Origin of the sequence: Sphingomonas sp. 2378, from assembly GCF_038084995.1 — a bacterium.
In the GTDB taxonomy this organism is placed as follows: Bacteria; Pseudomonadota; Alphaproteobacteria; order Sphingomonadales; family Sphingomonadaceae; genus Sphingomonas.
This window is the reverse complement of record NZ_JAXCMJ010000061.1, coordinates 1-20,908: the sequence shown is the minus strand read 5'-3', so window position 1 is coordinate 20,908 and position 20,908 is coordinate 1. Positions and strand designations below refer to the sequence as shown.

At 64.0% G+C, this 20,908-nt stretch carries 25 protein-coding genes and 1 pseudogene; 9 read left to right on the top strand and 17 right to left on the bottom strand.

Annotated elements, in window-relative coordinates; genetic code table 11:
- Positions 1–1,026, bottom strand: a 1,026-nt coding sequence (locus tag SM191_RS18235; protein ID WP_341507440.1) for a hypothetical protein, incomplete at its 3' end; no start/stop codon positions are given.
- A 668-nt stretch (positions 1,027–1,694) separates the two neighbouring features.
- On the opposite strand from SM191_RS18235, the gene SM191_RS18230 reads away from it, so the two are divergent.
- The 3 genes from SM191_RS18230 (at position 1,695) to SM191_RS18220 (ending at position 5,779) form a co-directional block, all read left to right on the top strand.
- Positions 1,695–2,525, top strand: a complete 831-nt coding sequence (locus SM191_RS18230) for a hypothetical protein (RefSeq protein ID WP_341507439.1) — start codon at positions 1,695–1,697, stop codon at positions 2,523–2,525.
- A gap of 91 nt (positions 2,526–2,616) precedes the next feature.
- Positions 2,617–4,791, top strand: a complete 2,175-nt coding sequence (locus SM191_RS18225) for a TonB-dependent hemoglobin/transferrin/lactoferrin family receptor (protein WP_341507438.1) — start codon at positions 2,617–2,619, stop codon at positions 4,789–4,791.
- A 13-nt stretch (positions 4,792–4,804) separates the two neighbouring features.
- On the top strand, positions 4,805–5,779 hold the full coding sequence (locus SM191_RS18220) for a DUF6607 family protein (protein WP_341507437.1): 975 nt from the start codon (positions 4,805–4,807) through the stop codon (positions 5,777–5,779).
- A gap of 115 nt (positions 5,780–5,894) precedes the next feature.
- Here the strand turns inward: SM191_RS18220 and SM191_RS18215 are convergent, their stop codons facing one another.
- Entirely contained in the window at positions 5,895–7,931 is a 2,037-nt protein-coding gene (locus tag SM191_RS18215) for a DUF6538 domain-containing protein (protein ID WP_341507436.1), read from the bottom strand.
- A gap of 268 nt (positions 7,932–8,199) precedes the next feature.
- Positions 8,200–9,579, bottom strand: coding sequence for a hypothetical protein (locus tag SM191_RS18210; protein WP_341507435.1), 1,380 nt, complete (start codon positions 9,577–9,579; stop codon positions 8,200–8,202).
- Between the two features lie 353 nt (positions 9,580–9,932).
- Here SM191_RS18210 and SM191_RS18205 point away from each other — a divergent pair, with 353 nt between their 5' ends.
- Together SM191_RS18205 and SM191_RS18200 are read left to right on the top strand one after the other, a co-directional pair.
- On the top strand, positions 9,933–10,268 hold the full coding sequence (locus SM191_RS18205; protein WP_341507434.1) for a hypothetical protein: 336 nt from the start codon (positions 9,933–9,935) through the stop codon (positions 10,266–10,268).
- Entirely contained in the window at positions 10,265–10,486 is a 222-nt protein-coding gene (locus tag SM191_RS18200) for a hypothetical protein (RefSeq protein WP_341507433.1), read from the top strand. Before SM191_RS18205 ends, SM191_RS18200 begins: the two co-directional genes overlap by 4 nt.
- Positions 10,487–10,533: 47 nt before the next feature.
- Here the strand turns inward: SM191_RS18200 and SM191_RS18195 are convergent, their stop codons facing one another.
- The 8 genes from SM191_RS18195 to SM191_RS18160 form a co-directional block, all read right to left on the bottom strand.
- The gene (locus tag SM191_RS18195) at positions 10,534–12,429 is read right to left on the bottom strand and encodes a hypothetical protein (RefSeq protein ID WP_341507432.1); all 1,896 of its coding nucleotides are present in this window, start codon (positions 12,427–12,429) and stop codon (positions 10,534–10,536) included.
- The gene (locus SM191_RS18190; RefSeq protein WP_341507431.1) at positions 12,429–12,704 is read right to left on the bottom strand and encodes a spike base protein, RCAP_Rcc01079 family; all 276 of its coding nucleotides are present in this window, start codon (positions 12,702–12,704) and stop codon (positions 12,429–12,431) included. Before SM191_RS18190 ends, SM191_RS18195 begins: the two co-directional genes overlap by 1 nt.
- Before the next feature lie 135 nt (positions 12,705–12,839).
- The gene (locus SM191_RS18185) at positions 12,840–13,274 is read right to left on the bottom strand and encodes a hypothetical protein (RefSeq protein WP_341507430.1); all 435 of its coding nucleotides are present in this window, start codon (positions 13,272–13,274) and stop codon (positions 12,840–12,842) included.
- Positions 13,271–13,774, bottom strand: a complete 504-nt coding sequence (locus tag SM191_RS18180) for a TIGR02594 family protein (protein ID WP_341507429.1) — start codon at positions 13,772–13,774, stop codon at positions 13,271–13,273. The genes SM191_RS18185 and SM191_RS18180 overlap by 4 nt, the downstream gene beginning before the upstream one ends.
- Positions 13,775–13,802: 28 nt before the next feature.
- A complete protein-coding gene (locus SM191_RS18175; RefSeq protein WP_341507428.1) occupies positions 13,803–14,138 on the bottom strand; it encodes a hypothetical protein in 336 nt (111 codons plus the stop codon).
- Positions 14,135–14,593, bottom strand: a complete 459-nt coding sequence (locus SM191_RS18170; protein WP_341507427.1) for a hypothetical protein — start codon at positions 14,591–14,593, stop codon at positions 14,135–14,137. Before SM191_RS18170 ends, SM191_RS18175 begins: the two co-directional genes overlap by 4 nt.
- Before the next feature lie 94 nt (positions 14,594–14,687).
- Positions 14,688–17,327, bottom strand: coding sequence for a hypothetical protein (locus tag SM191_RS18165; protein ID WP_341507426.1), 2,640 nt, complete (start codon positions 17,325–17,327; stop codon positions 14,688–14,690).
- A complete protein-coding gene (locus tag SM191_RS18160) occupies positions 17,324–17,503 on the bottom strand; it encodes a hypothetical protein (RefSeq protein ID WP_341507425.1) in 180 nt (59 codons plus the stop codon). Before SM191_RS18160 ends, SM191_RS18165 begins: the two co-directional genes overlap by 4 nt.
- On the opposite strand from SM191_RS18160, the gene SM191_RS18155 reads away from it, so the two are divergent.
- The 3 genes from SM191_RS18155 to SM191_RS18145 are packed head-to-tail and all read left to right on the top strand — an operon-like array spanning position 17,478 to position 18,500.
- On the top strand, positions 17,478–17,951 hold the full coding sequence (locus tag SM191_RS18155) for a hypothetical protein (protein WP_341507424.1): 474 nt from the start codon (positions 17,478–17,480) through the stop codon (positions 17,949–17,951). The two genes, SM191_RS18160 and SM191_RS18155, sit on opposite strands and share 26 nt — an antisense overlap.
- A gap of 31 nt (positions 17,952–17,982) precedes the next feature.
- Positions 17,983–18,228, top strand: a complete 246-nt coding sequence (locus tag SM191_RS18150; RefSeq protein ID WP_341507423.1) for a BrnT family toxin — start codon at positions 17,983–17,985, stop codon at positions 18,226–18,228.
- A complete protein-coding gene (locus SM191_RS18145; protein WP_341507422.1) occupies positions 18,225–18,500 on the top strand; it encodes a BrnA antitoxin family protein in 276 nt (91 codons plus the stop codon). The genes SM191_RS18150 and SM191_RS18145 overlap by 4 nt, the downstream gene beginning before the upstream one ends.
- Here SM191_RS18145 and SM191_RS18140 read toward each other — a convergent pair whose 3' ends face one another.
- The gene (locus SM191_RS18140; protein WP_341507421.1) at positions 18,501–18,794 is read right to left on the bottom strand and encodes a phage tail assembly chaperone; all 294 of its coding nucleotides are present in this window, start codon (positions 18,792–18,794) and stop codon (positions 18,501–18,503) included. It abuts the gene before it with no gap.
- Between SM191_RS18140 and SM191_RS18135 the strand changes: the two genes are divergently transcribed.
- Positions 18,793–18,936, top strand: coding sequence for a hypothetical protein (locus tag SM191_RS18135; protein ID WP_341507420.1), 144 nt, complete (start codon positions 18,793–18,795; stop codon positions 18,934–18,936). The genes SM191_RS18140 and SM191_RS18135 overlap by 2 nt on opposite strands.
- 16 nt (positions 18,937–18,952) lie before the next feature.
- Here SM191_RS18135 and SM191_RS18130 read toward each other — a convergent pair whose 3' ends face one another.
- The 5 genes and pseudogenes from SM191_RS18130 to SM191_RS18110 form a co-directional block, all read right to left on the bottom strand.
- Entirely contained in the window at positions 18,953–19,360 is a 408-nt protein-coding gene (locus tag SM191_RS18130; RefSeq protein ID WP_341507419.1) for a hypothetical protein, read from the bottom strand.
- 104 nt (positions 19,361–19,464) lie between these two features.
- A complete protein-coding gene (locus SM191_RS18125; protein WP_341507418.1) occupies positions 19,465–19,917 on the bottom strand; it encodes a hypothetical protein in 453 nt (150 codons plus the stop codon).
- Positions 19,918–19,949: 32 nt separating this feature from the next.
- Positions 19,950–20,150, bottom strand: a complete 201-nt coding sequence (locus tag SM191_RS18120) for a hypothetical protein (protein ID WP_341507417.1) — start codon at positions 20,148–20,150, stop codon at positions 19,950–19,952.
- 2 nt (positions 20,151–20,152) lie between these two features.
- Positions 20,153–20,587: a tail completion protein gp17 gene (gp17, locus tag SM191_RS18115; protein WP_341507416.1), complete on the bottom strand. Its 435-nt coding sequence runs from the start codon at positions 20,585–20,587 to the stop codon at positions 20,153–20,155.
- Positions 20,584–20,908 (bottom strand): annotated as a pseudogene (locus tag SM191_RS18110) (HK97 gp10 family phage protein); the annotation flags it as partial. The pseudogene SM191_RS18110 and the gene gp17, both read right to left, overlap by 4 nt.

Here is a 20,908-nt window from a genome sequence, read left to right as displayed (position 1 = left end):
AAGCAGATGGAAATGCCAGTTGCGCTCGTCGTTCGCGGCGGTCGGCGCGTGCAGTGCGATATAATAGCGCAGGCCTCGGCGAGCCAATTCGCTCCCCATGGCCTTCATGACCCTGCGGCATCCGTCGAGATCGAGATCCGCCGGCAACTCGCCGGTGATGCGGCGCTGGACGATGCCGCCGCGTCCCTCGCGGAGGTGGACCAGTCTATCGGGATCATGCTCTTTCAACCAGCCGGCGCAATCGGTGATGTCGGCGTCCACCTGGAAGGGGTGTGTCCGGCTCTTCGAGCCCCCGTCCTTTCGTCCCGCCTTCTCGACCCGGTGGGCCTCCGGATCGGCCATGATCCGCTCGAGGGCCGTCATGAGCGCTGGCGGGATGTCGGGTTGCTGCATCATGGCGTGCAGCACTTGCGGGTCGGACAGCTCGGCCAGGCAGATGCCGTCGGGATGGCCGCTGTCCTCGTGCGCGAGCACGGTGGCGAAGAAGGCGCCGGCATCGCCCGGGATGTTGGTTTCGATCATCGCCGCGCCATCACCGCCGCGCGCGAGAGCTTCATCGCGCGCCACATAGTCGACATGCGCGACGGCGTCATGGACCTCGACCGGGACGGCGAGCGCGACGGCGTCTTCGCGCGTCACATAACCGACGTGGCCGACGGGATCGGCGGGCTCACCGTCATTGGTGCGGCATGCCCCATCCACCCCCTTGGTGACCTTCGTCAGCTTGAAGTGGAACGCTTGCCGCCCGTCCGGGGTGCACGGTCTGCCGACCGGCGGGCGGGGCCTATGAAAGCGTGCCGGCGGCAGACCACGCGACTGACGAGCCGGCCGCTCAGCCGCGACCTGACGTTTCGGTTCGTCGATCGTCCGGCGTCGCTGCAGGCCCATGACGTCGGTTTCGCGCCCGGTGATATCGTCATCGGACATGCGCGAGCGGTATCGCCCGATGGCGGCCCGTGCGCGGGCAGCTTCGTGCGAGTTCATCTCGGCCGGGGGTTCAAAGTTGAAGGCGAGCTGCGGTGTCATGGTCGCTAGTGTTCACCGGATACAATCGACGCACAATAGAAATTGTGCATGACATGTGTCTCCACGGTTTATAGGATGAACCGGGAAAATTTATGGCTTATTGCCACCACCGTCGATGACGATGGTGATTATCGCGAAGCGACCGCTCGCCAGAGCTTTCCCTTTGTCGGGTGTGCCGCATACCCGACAAAGGTCTTGCGCAACTTCAGGTGTGCGGGACTGTGTTCCCGAATAATGGGGTCAGAATGCCGATTAATTCGCGGACTTGGATCGGCTGGGGTCTGTGTTCCCTAAAAATGGGATTAGAATGCCGCTCAATTTGCGGACTTGGATCGACTGGGGACTGTGTTCCCCAAAAATGGGATTAGAATGCCGCTTAATTTGCGGACTTGGATCAACTGGGGACTGTGTTCCCCAAAAATGGGATTAGAATGGCGCTTAATTCGCGGGCCTGGATCGCGCCGGGGACTGTGTTCCCCAAAAATGGGGTTAGAATGCCGCTTAATTCGCGGGCCTGGATCGCACCGGGGACTGTGTTCCCAAAAATGGGGTTAGAATACCGCGCAGCTCGGGTTTCATGGGAACACGAACTCGAAATGGAGTAAGGCTCGCGCACAGATTTGCCAGCGAGGATCAAGACGGCGCTCGCTCGCGAGCGCAAGGCCGCCATGCCGCCGGCCACGCTTTTCCATGCTGCCTTCACGCGAGCGCGTGACGAGGGGTTGGTTGAGAATGACGATGCATCGGTATCGCCGATGGCTGACGAGGCCGGCGGACTGCCTGGCGCGCTGTCGACGGGGTTCGTCCTGCCGCCGGCCAATTTCGAAAAGTCCGGTCGGCCGATCCCCCGCCCGTATTGGGATGCGGTCCGAGGCTCTCCCTTCCACTGCCCACTCGACCTCCCCGTTGGCGATGGGACGGAATTCGAGTGGGAGGATGATCCCATGCCGCGCTATGCCAGCTATGAGGAAATGATCGTACGGGACGCGAAATTCGCCTTCTGGGCGAACGAGGCACGGCAGCGCTTCACCAACCTCTCGATGCACGTCCGGATGATGCGGGACACGCCTCGCGATGCCGACGAGAAAATCTGGCAATGGGCCGACCGCGCCTATGCACTGATCGCGGCGCAGACCGGCGCGGACCTGCCCGACCCCGACCTGTCGAGGCTGATCGACCACGATTACGACATCCTTCAGGACGACGAACGATGCCGCATCTGGTGGCACTGGGCGGAGCGGCATTGGGCGATCACCGGCTACCTGTCTCAACAGTGCGCCTATCACACGGAAGGTGACCCCTTCGAGGACGACGTCGTTGCCGCCTGGTTGTTCCTGGTCGGCCGCCACGTCACGGACGAATGGCTGCAGCCTGCCTGGCTCAGGGAGCGGCTGTTCGACTGGCGGGCGATCCAGCTGTTCGCCGCACCCGTGCCGGCTGTTCGATATCTCGTCCCACGCGCGACCCTGATCGGGCGCACTACTGAACCAGACAGCTAAAGTAATGCGACGCATTCGCAGATTCTAATTGCCTGTCCATAGCCACCTCTTTATTGCGACTGATAGTCGATAGCTAAAATGGGGTGGGTTCATGTTTCGGACGCTGGCGGCGCTGGCAGCGCTTGGAGATCCGGCGAGTGGGGGTGACGAGCCGGTCGAGCAGCGCGATATCGTCGTGACCGCGACACGTGCGCCGATCGAGGCGCAGGACGCGCCGGTCACCGTCTCGGTCAAGGACGCAGACGAGATCGCCGACGAACTGGCCACCGACATCAAGGATCTGGTCCGCTTCGAGCCCGGCATCAGCGTGCGGCGCGCGCCGACCCGGTTCGGCGCGGCGATGGGGTCGACCGGGCGTGCGGGCAATGAAGGCTTCGTCGTGCGCGGCATCGGCGGCAACCGCGTGCTGATCCAGGTCGACGGGGTGCGTGTGCCCTACGGCTTCAGTTTCGGCGCGCAGGATGTCGGGCGCGGCGATTATGTCGACCTCGGCCTCATCAAGTCGGTCGAGTTCCTGCGCGGACCGGCCTCGGCGCTGTACGGCAGCGACGGGCTGGCAGGCGCAGTCAGCTTCACGACCAGCGATCCGGCCGACATCCTGGGGGGCAAGTCCTTCGGCGGATCGCTGCGGACCCAGTATAATTCGGCCGACGACGAGTTCACCCAGTCGGCGGTGGTGGCGGGACGAACGGGAGCGGTGTCGGCGATGCTGGCCTATACCCGCCGCGACTTTTCCGAGCTGAAGAACAAGGGCGATGTCGAGGGCACCGGCGTCACCCGCACGGCGCCCAATCCGCAGGACGGACAGACCAATGCGTTGATGGGCAAGCTGGTCTGGGACGTCGCGCCCGGCCACCGCCTTCGCGCCACCGGCGAATATCTCGACCACCGGGTGGCGACCGAGGTGCTGACCGGCATCAACGCCAGCGTGGCGGGATTGCAGGCGCGCGATACCGGCAAGCGCTGGCGCGGCGGGCTCGACTGGACCTATGACGGCGCCGGGCTCGTTCAGTTCGCGCGGGCGGCGGTCTATGTCCAGGACGCCGAAAACCGTCAGTTCAGCGCCGAGGATCGCCGCACGCTGGCCGACCGCACCCGGCTCAACACGCTGGAGAACCGGGTCTATGGCGGCTCGGGCGAGGTGCGGCTGGGCTTCGCCACGGGCGGGATCACCCATCGGCTGGTGACGGGGGCCGATATCAGCGTCCTACGCCAGCGGGGCGTGCGCGACGGCACGGTGCCGCCGGCGGGCGAGACCTTCCCGACCCGCGCCTTTCCGAGCACCGACTTCACGCTGGCGGGCGCGTTCGTCGGCGACGAGATCGGCATCGGCCCGCTGACCCTGCACCCCGCGCTGCGCTACGACTGGTACCGCCTGTCGCCCGACAAGGATCCGTTGTTGCCGCAATTCACCGGCGCGGGCCAATCCGCCGACCGGGTCAGCCCGCGCATCGGAGCGGTGCTGGCGCTCGCCCCGACGGTGCGGCTGTTCGCCAGCTATGCTCGCGGTTTCCGCGCGCCGGAGCCGGGGCAGATCAACCAGTTCTTCTCCAACATCGCCTTCGGCTACACCTCGGCCCCCAACCCGAATTTGCGGCCCGAGACCAGCGAGGCGATCGAGGCGGGCCTGCGCCTGAACAGCGACGCGGTCGACCTGTCGACCAGCGTCTTCCGTGCCGATTACCGCGACTTCATCAGCCAGGAGGTGGTGAGCGGCGCCTTCACCCCGAGCAACCCGGCCGTGTACCAGTTCATCAATCTGGACCGCGCCAAGGTGAAGGGCGCTGAGGCGCGCCTGGATGCGCGCGCGGGCAACGGCCTGACCGGACAGCTCGCCATCTCCTATGCCGAGGGCGACCAGATCGCGCCCGACGGCACGACCACGCCGCTGTCGACGGTCGATCCACTCAAGCTGGTGATGGGCGTGGGCTGGCGTGAGCCGGGAGCCGGCCGCTTCGGCGGACAGCTCATCATGACGCACAGCGCGCGCAAGGCGGCGCAGGACACGACCGGCCTGTGTTCCAGCACCTGCTTCCGGCCCGACGCCTTCACCATTCTCGACGCCACCGTCTTCGCCCGGCTGACGGATGCGCTGACGTTGCGCGCAGGCGTCTTCAACCTGACCAACGCCACCTATGCCTGGTGGTCCGACGTGCGCGGCCTGTCGGTGCCGCGTCCACTGCCGATCGGCGCGGCCGACGTGCCCCCGATCGCTTTCACCCAGCCGGGCCGCAACGCCAGCGCCTCGCTCACCTTCCGCTTCTGACAGGACAGACATCATGAAAAATCCCTCGATGCTGATCGTCGCGGCGCTCGCGCTGCTGCCCGTCCCCGCGCTGGCCGATGGCCCGGTCAAGCAGACCGCCGCCGAGGCGCAGGCGGCGAAAGCCGCCGACCGCGCCGAAATCCTGGCGATGGCGGGCAACTACAAGGTGCGCTTCGACATGCAGGAAACGACGCCGTGGGTGGCGGGCTATACGCCGCTGGAGCGCAAGATTTCCGGCGGGAACGAGGTGGTGCGCGTTATCGAGGACACGCCCGATCATATCGCACTTCAGCACCTGCTGGTCGTCGAGCATGACGGAAAATCCCATGTCATCAAGCATTGGCGACAGGACTGGGACTATCAGCCCGCCCGCGTGCTGGTTTATGCTGGCCAAGGCAAGTGGGTGTGGGAGGCGGTGCCGGAGCGGATGCGCGCCGGGCGCTGGTCGCAGACCGTCTATCAGGTCGACGACAGCCCGCGCTATGCCGGATGGGGCCAGTTCGAGACGCAGGCCGGTGTCCGCCGCTGGCGGTCGAACTGGACGTGGCGCCCGCTCGCGCGCCGCGATGCCGTCCGCCATCCGGTCTATGACCGCTATTATTCGATCAACCGCCACCAGCCGACGCCTACCGGCTGGATTCACTGGCAGGACAATACCAAGATGGCGCTGAAGGACGGCAAGCCCGTGCCCATCGTCCAGGAGTCGGTGCTCAACACCTATGACCGGTTCGACGGTTATGACGCGAAGGCCGCCGACGATTATTGGGCGAAAACCAAGGACTATTGGGCGGCGGTACGGGCCGCCTGGAACCGGGAAGCGGACACTAAGGGCGGTATCGCCATCCCGGAGGAAGCGGAAACCGGCACCGTGATCAGCGCCCGCCTGCTGGCGATCGCCGACGATATTCAGGCGGGCAAGATCACCACCGCTGCCGGATCGCTAGAGGCGCAAGCCCTGATCGCTGGGCGTACTGCCCCGATAGGGTGACGGGCACGCCTGATCGCCCACTGTGACCCGTGGTAGCTCTGATGCGGCGTGGCATCGCGATCGTGCTGATCGTGATGCCACGCCTTCATGGGAAGCCGTGCGGACGTGTCGACCGTCACGCCTTCTTCCGGGACGCGCATCCCACCGACGACCCGGTCCGCGACCGCTCTTCCAGCGGCAGCAGGGCGAGCGGCGCGCGCGCGAGATGCGCCGTGACGTTCGGCGTCGCTTCGCACATCAGCGCGAGCCGCTTTTCCAGGATCGCGGCACCGCCTTTGGCGAACCACGCCTTGCTGTAGTTGCGCGGCCCGGTACCCTTGCGCGCATGGCCCATGATGTCGTCGACATGGATCTGCTTGGCTTGCGAATCCTCAAGCGCGCTGCCCCCGGAGGTGCGCATCGAGTGTAGATCAGCGCGCTTGCCCGACGCAGTCCGGAGGAGCGGCGTGATCCTGTCGACATGATCGAGCAGGTACCGACCGGATGTCGCGTAGAATCGGACGCCGCCACGCTTTGCGAGATCCCCGCGATAGAGTTCGGGAAACAGCATCTTGTGCCCTTCGGCCTCGATCGCCGCCACATAATCTTCGAAGCCGAGGCGCAGGAGTTCCGGATGCAGCGGGATGACGCGATAGCGCGACGGGCGCTTGAGCCCTGCCGCCGTGACGCCGTCCTTGCTCTTCGTCATGTTCGCCTTGACGAGAAGGAAAGGGGTGCTGACGTCGAACACGACCTCCTCGCATTCCAGACCGCACGCCTCCTCGCGGCTCATGAAGGTATAGGCGAGTAGCAGCGGCACCCAATAGGCGGCGTCCTGCCAGACCGTCGCGTTCGGATCGTTCTTCAGCCGCCGCTTGCATCCGCCGCCGCCGGTGTAGATGGGGCTGGAGAACGCGCAGACCAGCTGCTCCTCGGTCCACGGCATCCGATCCGTCTCGCCCGGAATGGCTTTGATCGAGGTGGTGAAGGCGTTGAAGTCGACGATCAGGTCTTTGCCGTATTTCGGTCGCCACGCGGTCTTGGCCAATTCGCGCGAGAAGCGTGCCATGATCGTCAGGTCACGATTGAAGGTGCGGTCGCTGCGCGGGGTCTTGGCCGGCATCGCCTCGATCTCGGCGAGGGCGTCGGCGAGTGGACGGGACATGGCGCCCTCTGTCGACGTCCCCCAGCGGAAATCGACCGGCAGGTCCCGCAAGGTCTTGGCAAAAAGCTGGGCGTCGGCCGGACCGTAATCGCAGAGGCGCTTGTCGCCACTGATCCAGGCGAAGCCATGAATGACGCGGCGCCGCTGCTCAAGGTCGGCGTTCCAGTCGCCGGACTTGTGGATCAGCGTGATGGTCGGCTCGATGATCTCGCTGAAGTGTCGGGTATCCGGCACGAGGAACAGGGAAGCGGCGGGGGCTGCGTAGGGATCGCCATCGACGGCGGAACTCATATCAGCCGGTGCCTGATGGCCGACGGTTCCTCGGCGGATTGCCGCGACGACGTCGTCATCAAGTAGTGCCGCGAAGGGATCGCCCTGTCGAACGACGAGCGGATGGCCCGCGAAGGTCGCGCGCGCCTGCGCCTCCGCCCGGGCGAGGAGGAGCTGGACCCGCGCATCGCCGATCGTCCGGTCGGTCACCGGTGCCGACAGCTGGTGCAGCACATACTCGGCGTCCCGCCGCGCGCTTCGGTGCGGCGCAAGCGACTTGAGCATGAGCACGACGGCGGCGCGGTCCTGCGCGGAGAAGCCGTCGGTCAGCTCGTCGATCAGGTCGGATGGCACGCTGTCGGAATCGGCCGGCACACGCGCGGCGATCCGATAGGTCGCCTCCAGGACGCGGAGCGGACGACGGTCGAGCCCCGCCGTCATGCCGCCGTCGAGCCGGGAGGCCATCGCCAGCCCCAGCTCCTCGTCCAGGCCCGCCCGGAACACGCTCTCCAACTCGCCCGCTTTCAGAAAGCCGCGACCGGCACGATCGAACATCTGCATCGTCAACACCTCCCATTTCGCCGAGAGCCGGGTGGCGAGACGACGTGCCTCGGCCGGATCCGCGGTGGCCAAAGGGACCGTTATAGGACGGTTGACGATTTTCCGCAGGTACAACCTGCGGCGATAGTGATAGCGCGCGCCGCGCCGCCACAGATAGGAAATCGAGGCCACATCCACGTCTCGCCCGGTCGCCGGCGCGGGCCTCTCATGCGGGCGGACGATACCATCGTGTGCACATCTTGGTGCACAATCCGGTGTCCCGCGAGGCGCGGCCGGACGCCGGAATGGCGGATTTATGTGGGTTCAGCGCGAATGTGGAGCGGGTGAAGGGAACCGGACGAGAACGTACATTAACGACCGCACGAGCGTAGGCTGATTCTAGAGCCCATGCGTCGACACCTTTCATACCACCGCGCCACCTCCTAATAAGAACAGAAAATTGCGGTCAATGTAGAATGCCGTTTTCCGGCACCGAGCTTAACTCGTCGGTATGATCAGCCAGAGAAGCCGCCCTTGCTGGACGCAGCCTCCGCTTAACCTTATATATTTCTCCAAAGTTTTTCTCAAAAGCCTCTCTGAACTTTTTATCTTTCTTCACAAAATCAAATACAGGCCAATCCCTAAATGATTCTATGTCAATATTTCCGGAAGCTTTTGTTATTGGCATAAGACGAATGACTTCATCAACATCACGCCGAAGCGCGGCAACGCAGATTCTAAAGTCGTCAGACGTTGCAACCCAGTCTTCCTTGTCCAGCACGCCCTCAGCCGCATCGCGCTGATCTAGATGGGCATGAGCGCTCGCAAGATTCACGACAAGTCGAAGACGCACGTTCTCTTTGCGGCCTTTAGTTTTCAGAGAAAGTGCATATTCACAGACGTAAGCTGCCAAACTGTATTGCCGACTCTTGATAAGATCAAATGATACCATGACCATGAAGCCAAACGCATCTTCTTCTTCATTTCTAACGTGCTTCCGCCATAGACTGAACGTGGTCAGAATTGCACATTCCGTTAAGATAGATAAACATTGCCTGATGTATCGAATTGTTACTTGTATTGGCATGCCCAATACAGAGTCACTACCCTTATGGCCATGATTCAAGCAATTATCGACATATCTCTTAGTGAATAACTTTTCACCATGGGCGACTAGATTTCTACGTTCGAAAACTTCAATAAAATCTGGCCACCTCTTCCAATCCTTCTTTATGTCGACGTCAAATTTATCCTCAATGTAGCTGACTTGTATGTCATGGCTCTCCCGTGAAAATAGGTAAACCTCATCCGTAACAGCTTCCTCAGCAAGTTCGGCTATGCTTTCTGCGCGCAATATTCGCGCAAGACTCATTGTCTTCTCGCTAAGCTTAACCTTTTCGGGACGCACCTCCAGCATCGTTCGGACTATATCAGACATTTGACTGTCAAACGTTCCGACAATGCTCAGCAGTATGGCCTCAGGCAACTGGGAAAGCCCATCTACTAACGTTGCGACATTCCGTATATTTTCGGTAACAGCCGGAACATCGTTGGGTTCAAGGGCAACAATCGTGTAGCGGTCTCCACTCTCTACCTTTACCCCGTGCTCGGTGGCATCCCCAACAGCGCCATTGGCCAGCATAATTCCCGGCATGTCACGGCCAACAGTATTTACAAAGGCGATCATCTCATTTTGCTGGCGCGCCTTATCCGTGATTTTGCGCAGCAAGTCTCGGAAAGGACTATTTTTTTGAACGTTTTCGTCATCAACGGGTTCTGCATCAACTTCTAGATCATCATTCTGCGGGTCGCCACGCCCCCAAGCACGGACAGTTTCGAGATCCATATCGATCCGATACGCCTGCTCACCATCGTCATCAGATCGAGAGCACAAGTAGATGCGTTCACTATCGTCGTTACCGTCCAACATCGCCCCCGTAAGATACTAAAGCAGTGCGAATCTCTTTCTGCTTTTCCACTGCGATCGGTACCGAAGCTGACACGAGTGGAAATCATTGTAAATGGTACGAAAGTTTGACTTTGGAGCTACCCTTCGAAATTCGTTACGGTAGCCAAACCATCGATTCCGCCGCCTGTGGTCATATCACTCCATTATTCATTTGGGCTCGTTGAGCGCTCGCGATCCGTGGGCACCCAATCACCCTTGACCGAATCTGTTCTCCATGCGTTCTCAATCGCATGGCGTATAAACGGTGTCATACGATCGGCGATGCGAGCGGGCTTGGGGTGACGTTCATCGTCATCTGCCTGCGCTGCTATCGTGTCCGGCGCATCCCGGCATCTGCGCTGTTGTTCGATTCGCGCAAATCCTACCGCCTCCACCGCGAAACCCCGATCGAAGACCTTCAGCCGCGCGTCGTGTGCAGGGGCGAAGGGGAGATTGCCGGGTGCGGCCATCGGGGCGGCCGAATTTACATGACGCTCGACGGCCTGCCCGATGGCCCGGACGAATATTATGTCAGGCGCTTGCTCGCCGAACAGTGCGAGCCCCGCCGTCGCAGGCGGTGGCCATGAGGGATGATCCCGGCTGGATGAGCCTTGGCAACATGCGCGCCAATGACGTGCGCCGTGTGCTGGTATGGTGCGGGTGCGGACATAGCGCCTCGGTGGACGCTGACCGATGGCCGGATGATCGCAAGGTTCCCGGCCTGAAGCGGCATTTCCGCTGCACAAAATGCGGACAGCGCCCGCGCATGGTCGTGCCGGACTGGACCAGCCGGACAACGGTGTAAATGGAAGCGCCCAAGGGGGTACATGTCAGGCACCCCCTTGAACAGCCTCAGACGCCAAGGATCAGCGGCTTGATCGACCGAACCGTGCCCGCCCATATGTCGTGCACCACACTCTCCGGGTGGGTGCCGTCTGTCGTCGGGGAGGTTGCGAAAACCGATCCTACCGCATGGGCTGAACTGGGCGTGATGCTCGGCGTAAGCCCCAGCGTGAACGTCCCGTCGCCATTGTCGGTCACGGTCGAGATATTCCCCTTCATCTCGACGGCGCTCGTGCCCGGCTCGAAATAGGCCATGCTGCCCACCGCCGGGGGCGTGGTGGCGGTTATCTTGACGGTCGCGGTTGCCGTCCCCGCCGCCAGTGCGGTCGCCAGTTTGCCCCCGCCCGCCTTCACGAAAGCGAGCCGCGCCCATACCGGAGCCTGCCCGGCGAACTGCACATCGGGGCGCAACTCGCGCTGGCCTTCGCGCAGGTCGACCGCCATGGCGAGCGGCGCGGGGCAGTTCTGGACCAACCACTCGTTGAAATCCTCCAGCGCGACGCCCGCCGTGTACGGGCGCGGCTCCTGCCCATCCAAGGTCGTGTAATTGGTCGCGCTAGAGGACGTGACCCGCGTGCTGACCGTGGATTGGATAATCGGAATGCCGGGGAAGGTCTTGGCTAGGAAATCCCACCACGCTTGCGCCCGTGCCTTCATCAACACGAGGGCATCGGCCGGGTTGGTCGGGCTGGAGATACCGGAAAAATCGTTCCGCAGTCCCTGCGACCAGATATGGGTGAACGGCCATCGCCCGCCGTTCATGTCGCGGATGGCGGCGAACAGGGCATAGCGCTGGCTGAAGCGGTTGCTGCCCGGCGTCACGTCCATGAAATCTTCCATGGATGCGCCGTGGTGGCCAAAATTGGCGATGCCGAACGATCCCGGCCCTGACGGATCGCCCAGCCCCTTGACGATGCCCCCAACCAACTGGCGTGCGTCGGGGCGTATGTCGTTCTGTTGGGTAATGCTGTCACCGATCAGCAAGACGGAGGGCGTCGAGCCGTCGAACGGCACCAACACCCCATGCGGCTTGTAACCCCGGCTGCTATCGGGCGTACTGCCCGTAATCTGGCCCCCGGCCATGTTGCTGGCTGAAAAGGCCGTGCCGCGCCGTCGATACTCGCCGAAGGCCACATCAGCGTTCCAGCCGGTCGGACGCTTGCCACCGGCCGGGGTGGTCAGGCTGACCCGGTGATAGCCCCCGCCAAAGGCTGGGCGCGGATCCTCGATCGCGAAGCCGCCATCCGGCATGACGATCGAGGCCGCCCCGCCGAACGTGCCCGCCACGCGCGTCCCGCCACCATTGGCCGCCGTGAAGGTCACGGACCCGTCGATGGTGTTGGAATTGCCAGGCGGGGTTTCCAGCGCGGTCGGACCCGCCGAATCGGCGCTGTTGAAACCGAAATTCAGATAGACCGGCCGCCACCCGGCGGGCTGCGCGGTCATGAAGTTGTCGGACACCTCGTTGAGAAACCCGCCAGCAGGCGCATAGGCCAGCGTCGTGGTGCTGTTGCCGACCGTCCGGTAGGGCGACATGCCGAAAACTAGATCCCCGGCCTTGGGGAAAGTCGCCGCGCGCGGGATCGCGATGGACGTGAACGTCAACGGTTCCTCGACCGCACGCTGTCCCTTCGTCGCACGGATGACGATGGTGGACGCCTGCCCATCGGCCTGCGCCCCTGCCCCGGCCACGATCCGTCCGCCCGCCGCCAGCGCCAGTTGGGCGGGCGCATTGCCGACCACGGCATAAGTCGCGCCCGATCCGAAAGGATCGGTCAGGGACGCGATCAGCGCGCCTTGCGCAATGGTGGTGTAATAGGTGGACTTGCTGGCCGACAGACTCGGCCCACCGCCGCCAGCGCTCCCGCCAAGACCAAGGCCCAGGCCAATGCCGATACCGGGCATCAGTAGAGCCCCAGCATGTTGGCGGCCGTGGTGCCGGTGGCGAGGATGCGGCGCGGGCGGAACGGAATGAGCGCCCCGGCGGGCACATTCTTCCACGTCACGCCGGTAGCGCCGGAGGGCGCACCTGCGCCGATCATCGTGATATCGCCGCCCGTGCCGACATAGATGCCCTTGGGGATATCGGCCAGATCGGCAGCGTCGGCGGGGACGATCGCGACGGCGCGCGTCGCGGGATCGGAAACGGTGTCAGCAAATCCGCGGAAGGGATCAGCCATGGTCAGTCCTTTCAATTGGTCGAGGAATTGTTGGGGAAAGCATCCCAAAGCAGGCGGCGCTTCGCCTCACAGGCGGCAAGGGCGATATCGCCGTCCCGAATGGCCCGTTCGGCGTCGGCGCTGGACATGCTGCCGTCAGCTTGGGTTGTCAGGGGAACCGGGCGGCACGGCTCTTTGGCCGCCTTCGGACGGATTGGCGGGTTCGGCGAAGAGGGCAGCGCGATCCGCTGCCGCTCCCCGCACCCGGTCAGCAGCCAGGCACAAAGCCCGGCCAGCATCAGTTTGCGCATAGCGTGTCACCGTGTCTCTGGATCGGAGGATGATGGGTTGGCGGTCGGCCAAGCTGGCCGCGTAGCGTTCGGCCGCTGCCGCCAGCTGGCGGGCGTTGCGCGCCTCGATCGACAGCCGGGATTGTTCGGCCGACGCGATCGTGGCGGACCATGCGGCCCGCTCATTGGTCAGGGTTTGCCGATAATCGGCGCGCAGATGGTCGAGGCGCGCGGCCCATAGCCCCAAGGCCAGGACGATCAGCGCGGGCCAGAACCGGCGCAACAGTGCGAGGGCGTTCACGCCTCATTCCTCGACAACGGAACGCCCGCCACCGACAGCCGAACCGGCGCGCCGATCACAGGGAGGCCAGCGGGCCAGCGCCGGGCGACGCAACGGTCTTTCGCGATGCGGGTATAGGTCACGGCATCCGACTGATTGCCGCCAATCACGCGATAGGCCGTGTCGTCCTCGCCGACATAGAAACCGACATGCCCCCCGCCCGGCCGCTCGAATACGAGGATCGCGCCGGGGGCCAGCCGCTTGGGGTCGAGCGGATCGCCCCAGGTCGCCCAGCTTTTCGCCCGGATCGCGATGGGCGGGGGCTTCAGTCCCGCTTCGGTGACGCACACGGCCGCGAACAGCCCGCACCACGGCACGTCATCGCCATTGAACGCGATCCCCAGCACCTTGGCCCCGACCCGCTTGGCCCATGACATGATCGTCGGATTGCTGGCGGGGCCGGGTGTTTCACGCACGGCAAGCTTGCCCCGCGCGGCGGTCAGCCACGTTGGTTCGATCATCTTGATTGTCCTCTTGATGGTGGGGCCTTCAGGCCCCGGTTTGATCCTTGTCGCCGAACATCGCGCGGACCATCTTGGCCAGCGCTTCGGGCAGGATGTACGGCAATGCCGCCAGCATCAGGCGGATGGTCCCGATGCCCGTCCAGCCTGCACAGGTGCCCGCGAACAGCACCGACCAGACCGGCATATGGAAATGGATGGCCATGGCCCCGCCGATCGCGCCGAACGCGGGCAGGATCGAACACAGCACCATGATATCCCGCCACGTCACCGCGCGGCCCGCTTCCAGTTTACGGCCGATCTTCAGCACTTGCCCCGACGCGACCGCAAAGGCCGCCAGTGCGTAGAACTGCCAGTCCCTCACAGCGTCACCACTCCTATTCCAAGGCCCATCAGGATCAGGACGCCGCTGACCAGAAAGCTGGCCGTCCGATGGCGGGAAAAGGCCGCCAGCAAGAAACTCATGCCCGTCACCGCAAGGGCGGATGCGATGCAGTCCGTGGCCACGTCGAACGCGATCCACCGATCCGGCCGGGCCGATACAAGTCGCGCCGCATCGCCCAGCGAGCCGCTGAAATAACCCAGCCCGATCAGGACGGAGCCCGCGAACAACAGGGTGGCGCTCCACGGCGTCTTGATGGCGGTGATCAGGTCGACGTGCAGCTGATCGATCACGGCCCGGAACCGCGCGCGACATATCGAACGATTGCCGCCCCGGCACCGCAACAGCGTCCATCCGGCAAGGATCGTGGGCACCAGCCAGTGCCCGGCCGACACGGCGAACCGCACGCCGAATAGCATCAGCGTCCATATCGCCACGACGCTAACGATATGGCCAAGCGCCGTCATTTCGCGACCTCCGGGGCCGCGAAGCACAGATTTTCCATGACTGTCTCCTTGATGGCTGGGCGGGTCAGTCCAGCCGGTTGAACCCGATGCGCAGGTCCGTTTCGCCGGGCGGCAATGCCGTGGTGCGACGATCGAGCAGCAGAGTTACCTTCTGCGCGGCATTGAACTGGACGCGGCCGCTGGTCGCCCGATCAATGAAGATGGCCGCATCCGCTTCCCGAATGTCATTGTCATGGATGGCGAGACGGGAGCGGTATTGCTGGCGAGGAATACGCCCGGTCAGGGTCATGGTGGAATTGCCGTTGCCGGAAGACGAAATGCCGCGCCGACAGCGGACAATCACATTGCCGTAATATTCCTGATCCTCGACATCATTGTCCTCGCCCGGACCGGCACCCCAGGAATACGGGTTCAGGTCCGCATTCTCCAGATAGTTCCAGCGGATGACGCCCCGCGCCATGACGGCGACACAGAAATTATGCCCCCGGACACGGTTGCTTTCGATGAGACAGGTTTCCGACCGAACCACGATTGCGCCCTTGCCGCCACCCGCATACGCCACCACGCGATTGTTCCGCACGATCGCATGGGCCGGGCGGCGGACATAGAGATGGCTGTTGCGGCCAATCTGGATACAGTCGGCCTGCACCCCTTCAGGCGGCGGGATATCGTTCCCCTGCACGATGACGACGCCGCCCACGCCCTCGATATAAACCGCGTCGCCCGCCGCCTTGCCCACATTGTCGTGGATATAGTTGCCGTCGATCAGGATATCGTCGGCCAAGGCATTTCCGGGCAGCGCGATCTCATTGAACGGCTTGTTGCGGATCTCCACCACGTCCCCGGCCGACGCGGTGCCGGTCAGGGTGAAAGAAACGCCGTTCTGCGAATACGCCACGCCACCGCTGGCGGTGGCCGCCAGTAGCGAACCGTCCGGCCGACGCACCCGCCACCGCGTCGCCGCGCCCGTCCCGCTTGTCGTACACTCCAGCCGGAATATGCCGCTCAAGGCCGCCTCGCTGATCGCATAGGCCTGCAACTGAACCTCGGACGGCTTCGAAATCAGTTCCGATTCCGCCTTGCGCGTATTGCCCCGGATCGCGACGCCGATTGCATTGTCGTCGGTGGTCGAGCCGTTGCGCGATATCTCGTTGCCGACGATCATGAGCCCGGAGCCGCCATAGCTGTTGATCCCGCGCGACTTGGCGCGGGTGATGTGCAGCCCCTGAATGCGCCAGTCGTTCGCGGCGTTCTCGTCCACGCCATATGTCTGGCCGATCCCCACTTGCGGGGCAGCGCCCGACCCATAGGGCCGATAGGTGCAGCGGTTGCTGGGCAACAGCGTCTCCGACCACGCCCCGCCCCGCTCAAGGAAGAAATGCGTACCCGGCCAATATTGCGTACCATCCGCCGCCTTGGCCAGCGTGCGCCATGCCGTTGCAGGCGTCCGGCCGTCATTGTCGTCATTGCCGGTCGGACTGACATAGCGCCGGGTTTCGGGCAGGAAGGCGTCGGCCGGAGCGGCAACGATCGCCTCCATATCGTCGTCGCCGACCTCACACAGAATTTCGACCGAACGGACCCACCCCGTCATGGGCAACGAACCGTCGAGGCGCGCGCCGATCGCCACGCGGTCCAGCTGGGCGGGGCGTTCGGCAAACGGGGCATGGGCGAGCAGCCCGGCCGCGCCGATCGTCTGGCCCCGTGGGCCGACCCGGTGGGCCATGCGCACCCGCCCCGGCCCCACCAGACGCGGAACACAGGGGCGGCGGAAACTGCCCGTCTGAGTGCCGGTCAGGGCATTGTCCGTGGTCCGGGCGAGCGCATAGCCCTCCCCCTTCCCATTGGTCAGGTGAAGCATGGTCCGCTCGGCATTGTCCTGCCGCGCGATTTCCACCTCCACGACGATGGTGTGGGGCCGATCCAGCAGGTTGAGCCCGCGAACCTCCAACACGTCGCCACCGCGCGCGGCCGGTTGCCCCACGGTGATGATGGGGCTGGTGATCACATCCATCTCGACTTGGGCGAGGATGACACGGACCCGGCTACCCGCACGCACCACGAGGCGGCCCTGCCCGCCCGTGGCCGTCGCCGTATGCACGCGACCTATCCGCGCCCACTGGCCGCCGAAATAGTCGGCCGTCGAACCGCCCCCGCCCGTCACGGTCAGGTAACAGGCCCCGGTGATGGACTTGGCGTAGACGCTCGACGCCACCCGCGCATTCGGGGCGGCGCTGAAGAACGGAATGGCAAAGTCGGTCGTGTCGCTCGGATTATAGAACTCGATCACTCTGCCGTTCATGACGCCGGCATCCAGCAACGCCGCGAAAAGAAACTCGCTGCCGTCCGGCGTCCGGGCGAATCGCAGGCTGTCGGTATCATCGACAAGGCTGGCCGACGCGCCGCTCGGTCGACTGTTGAGCAGCGTCCACCCGGCGATATCGATCGGCGCGGCGTTGCGCATCGTCACCATGTTTTGCGATGCCGGTTCGCGACGAAAGCCCATGCCGGGCACAATCCGGCGCTGCCCGGCCGGGGTGATATACAGCGCCCCGTTCAGCGATGCGGATACGCCAGCCGGTCCGGCCATGCGGACTTCGGGGATGGCCTCGGCGTTCGGATAGGCCCGGTCGCCAGCGACATATTCCGAGCCTGCGAAATCGACCCGTAGCAGCGACAGGCTTTTGGGTGCCTGGATAATCATGCGTAGTTCCCCACCAGCATGACGCGCAGGCCCCGCGCGCCCATGCCCTCCGCCAGCACGTCGACGGAGATTTCGGCATCGTCGGGGATCGCGGGGGCGGCAATCACCGGCTGCGCGGTCCCCTCTGCCCGACTGGACAATGCGCCCGGCTTGATCAGCAGCGGCGCGGACAACATCGACACGCCGTTGTTGTTCCGCCCGCAGCGCCGCAGCCTCGACCTTGGCGAGCCGCATTTCCTCGCGCGTCTTTCCGAACGCCCCATTCTGGCGTTCAATTTGGGCGACCAGACGCTCACCGGCTTTTTCAACCGAGTTATATTCACGCTGCGCGGCACGGCTCGTCTGCGACGATTCCGCCGCGAACGTCCGCAACGCGGCCTGCGCTCCGTTCAGGTTGAGCATGGACGCGGACGCGCGTTCGACCCGGTTGAACTCTTCGATCGCGTTCGCGCTGGCGCGATCGATCGCGCTATCCAGCCGCGCCAGCGCTTCGAACGAACCGCCGGTATCGATATCGAACCCGACGCCAAGCGCCGCACCTTCGAAATTGTCCATGACCGGGGCTCCAAAAAGAAAAGGGCCGCCCGTTCGGACAGCCCATATTGTGGCTACAATTTGCGTTGACCGTTAGGCTTTTTGTGGCTACAAAAAGCTCATGATGATCGTTTGGGACGAACCGAAGCGCGCTGCGAACCTTGCCAAGCACGGCATTGATTTCGCCGACATTGACGAAGCGTTCTTCCTGTCCGCGATGGTCGGCGAAGCGAAACAAGGCCGCTGGTTCGCGGTTGGTCGCCTGAACGGCGTGATCACCGTGATTTTCGCCACGCTGGGCACCGAAGGGCTTTCGATCATCTCGGCCCGCCCCGCCAGCGCCAAGGAAAGGAAATTGGTGGAATGACGAAACCCTACACCCAAGCGGACATGGACGCCGTGTCGGACAATCCCGAACTCACCGACGCCCAGCTGGCCAGCGCCCGCCCCTTTGCGGAAGCGCTGCCCGCCATCGCAGCCGAAATACAACGCGGGCGGGGCCGCCAGAAAAGCCCCACCAAGATTCCAAAACACATTCGGCTATCGCGGGAGGTGGTGGACTTTTTCGAAAGCACCGGGGCGGGCTGGCAATCCCGCCTCGACGATGTGCTGAAGCGCTACGTCGCCGAACATCGCTGATCAGCCCAGCAGACGTTCCAGCGCCGCCCGCTCTGCCTCAATCTCGGCCTTGCTGACCGGGGCTTTCCACGGGGCGGGACAGGTCTCCACTTCGGCCCGCCGCCCCTCCGCCAGATACTCGACGGATAGGCGGCGGATCAGCCGGGCCTCCCATGGGGAGAGCCGCACCCCGGTCATTTGGGACCATGCGGCGATCGTCGGCCAACTCAGCGCGACGGTCCCCATGCCCGCCGCTTCGACCATGCCCATTTCCATGAACCGTTCGATCAGGTGCGGCATGGGATTGGGCGGCATGGCGTTTTCCGCCGCCTTTTTCCCCATCCGCTCGGCCCGGCTGCGCTTCGTGGAAGCCGGAGCCTTTTCCCAACGTTCGGCCCGTCTGGACCCCTCGGGCGGCTTTGGCGTGGCGGCCAGCCACGCCATTTGCCGAACGTAGAGCGTAAGGCCTTGGCCTACGCTCGCTTGAAGTTTCCCCAATCAGCCAGGAACCGGGTAATCTGGTTGACGATGAAACCCAACGCGGGATCGGCATAGGTGGCGCGGTACAGCTCTGCGCCCTTGGCGTCACCAGCCGGGGGATACGTGAAATTCTCGAACGACACGGTGATGGCCGCATAGTCTTCCGCTGTCGTTTCGCGCCGCTGTTCGGCCGACATGGCGGACGGCTTGCCGTCATTGTCCTGCGCGCGCTTCAGGGCGCGCTGCGTCTGCAATTCCTCGATCCGGGCATATTCCGGCGATGCCGGGCCACAGAGGTGGATACGGACGGGCTGGCCGCCATCGTACATCAGATTGCCGCTGGCATCCTTCAGGTGCAGCGGAGCGGTGGCGGAAATCGCCTTCGTGGTGATATCGAGCATTGGAAACCTCTTTGCGGCGGGATTGCGCGGGATGCACCGACCCGCCCCGTCCCGCGCAACGCGGGGCGGGCCGATGCTCATGAACCGGCTAGGCCGGAAAGGGATTATGCGGGGGCCGGAACCTTGACCGGCTTGGTGCAGATTTCGATGGCCGGGGCAGCGGTCAGCATCGTGTCCGCACCATCCGCCGTTTCCGGCATCCCGAAGGTACGCCCTTGGAAATAGCGCATCGCGCCGTCCTGATAGGTGACGGCGAAGGAATAGAGCTTTTGGCTCTCGTCATCGCCCGACGTCTGCAACAGGGTCTGCCCGGCATCGGCGCTGTCGAGCGCGATCGTCGGCGACACCGCGCCATAATCCGGCGAACCCTTGTACTTCTGTTTGCCGCCCTTCATCGGCTGAAATTCGACCTTGGCGAAGCTGGTGCCGAAGGTGCCCAGCTTTTCCACCTGCCCGATCACCAGATACGACAGCGCGGCGTAACCGGCCTTGTCCTGAGTGGCGGGCGCAGCGGCGGAGATGGCGAGCGTGGTGCCCGCCGCAGTCTGCGAAGTCATAGTATATTGCTCCTATTAAGCGGCGGGATGGATTAGGCGCTGGCCGCCTTGCTCTTCGCCTTGCCCTCTTCGGGCTGGGCGTCGGCCACCTCTTCGACCAGACCGGCCAGCGTCAGGTTCAGCAGTTCGCCAGCGGTCAACTGGACCTCCTGATCCTTGGTGTAATTGGTTTCCGTGCCTGCGTCGGTGAAGTCGCGCAGCACCTTGGCCTTGAACTTGGTGGTGTCGGTCATCGTCATGCTCCTGTGATGGCGTCGTAAGTGACGCGGAAATCTTGGGCCTGTTCGTAGGTGTCGCCGGGGCCATCCACGTCCGGCCCGCGCCCAGCGAGCAGGATCGAGACATTGCGGCCGCCTCCAATATTGCCGGTGCGATCCGCCCCGGCGTCCGCCACCAGCCCGATCACGGCCCGTTGCTGCGCCCAGCTGACCGCGCGGACCGTCACCGAAACCCGGTCGATGCAACGGCGCGTCGCACCGCGCTTCAGCCGCTTGCGGTCCACGACGCTGATCGTGCGGACCAACAGGGCTGGCAGAGGCTCGTCGCCCGACAGGCGACCGCCCTTGATGCTGTCGCGATCGACCAGCGCCAGCAGCGGCGCATAGCCCTGCAACACCGCGCCGATGATCGTCGCCCCGTCAATCACGTCCGGGATAGGCTGGTCGCTCATGCGTCATCGTCCATGTCATCGGGAGCCAGGCCTTTCCGGCGCAGGCGGGTGGTGATGTATTCTTGGGCCGCGCGGATCGCCTCGGCCTCTTTCACGTCCAGCGCGGGGCGCAGGAACGGGAAGGCGCGCGACCCGGTATGAAAGACCTCAGGCCCGACCGGCCGACCGCCGATCACAAGCGTCAGGTTGCCCTTTGCCTCGCGCAGCCCGTTGTTCAGTTTTCGCGCCCCGACCCCGCCCACGGCCGCAATGAAGTGCGGCGCGGTCCCGTATTCGAGCCAGACGCCAAGCGAGTAGCTGAAGCCGCGCTTGACCGTGACG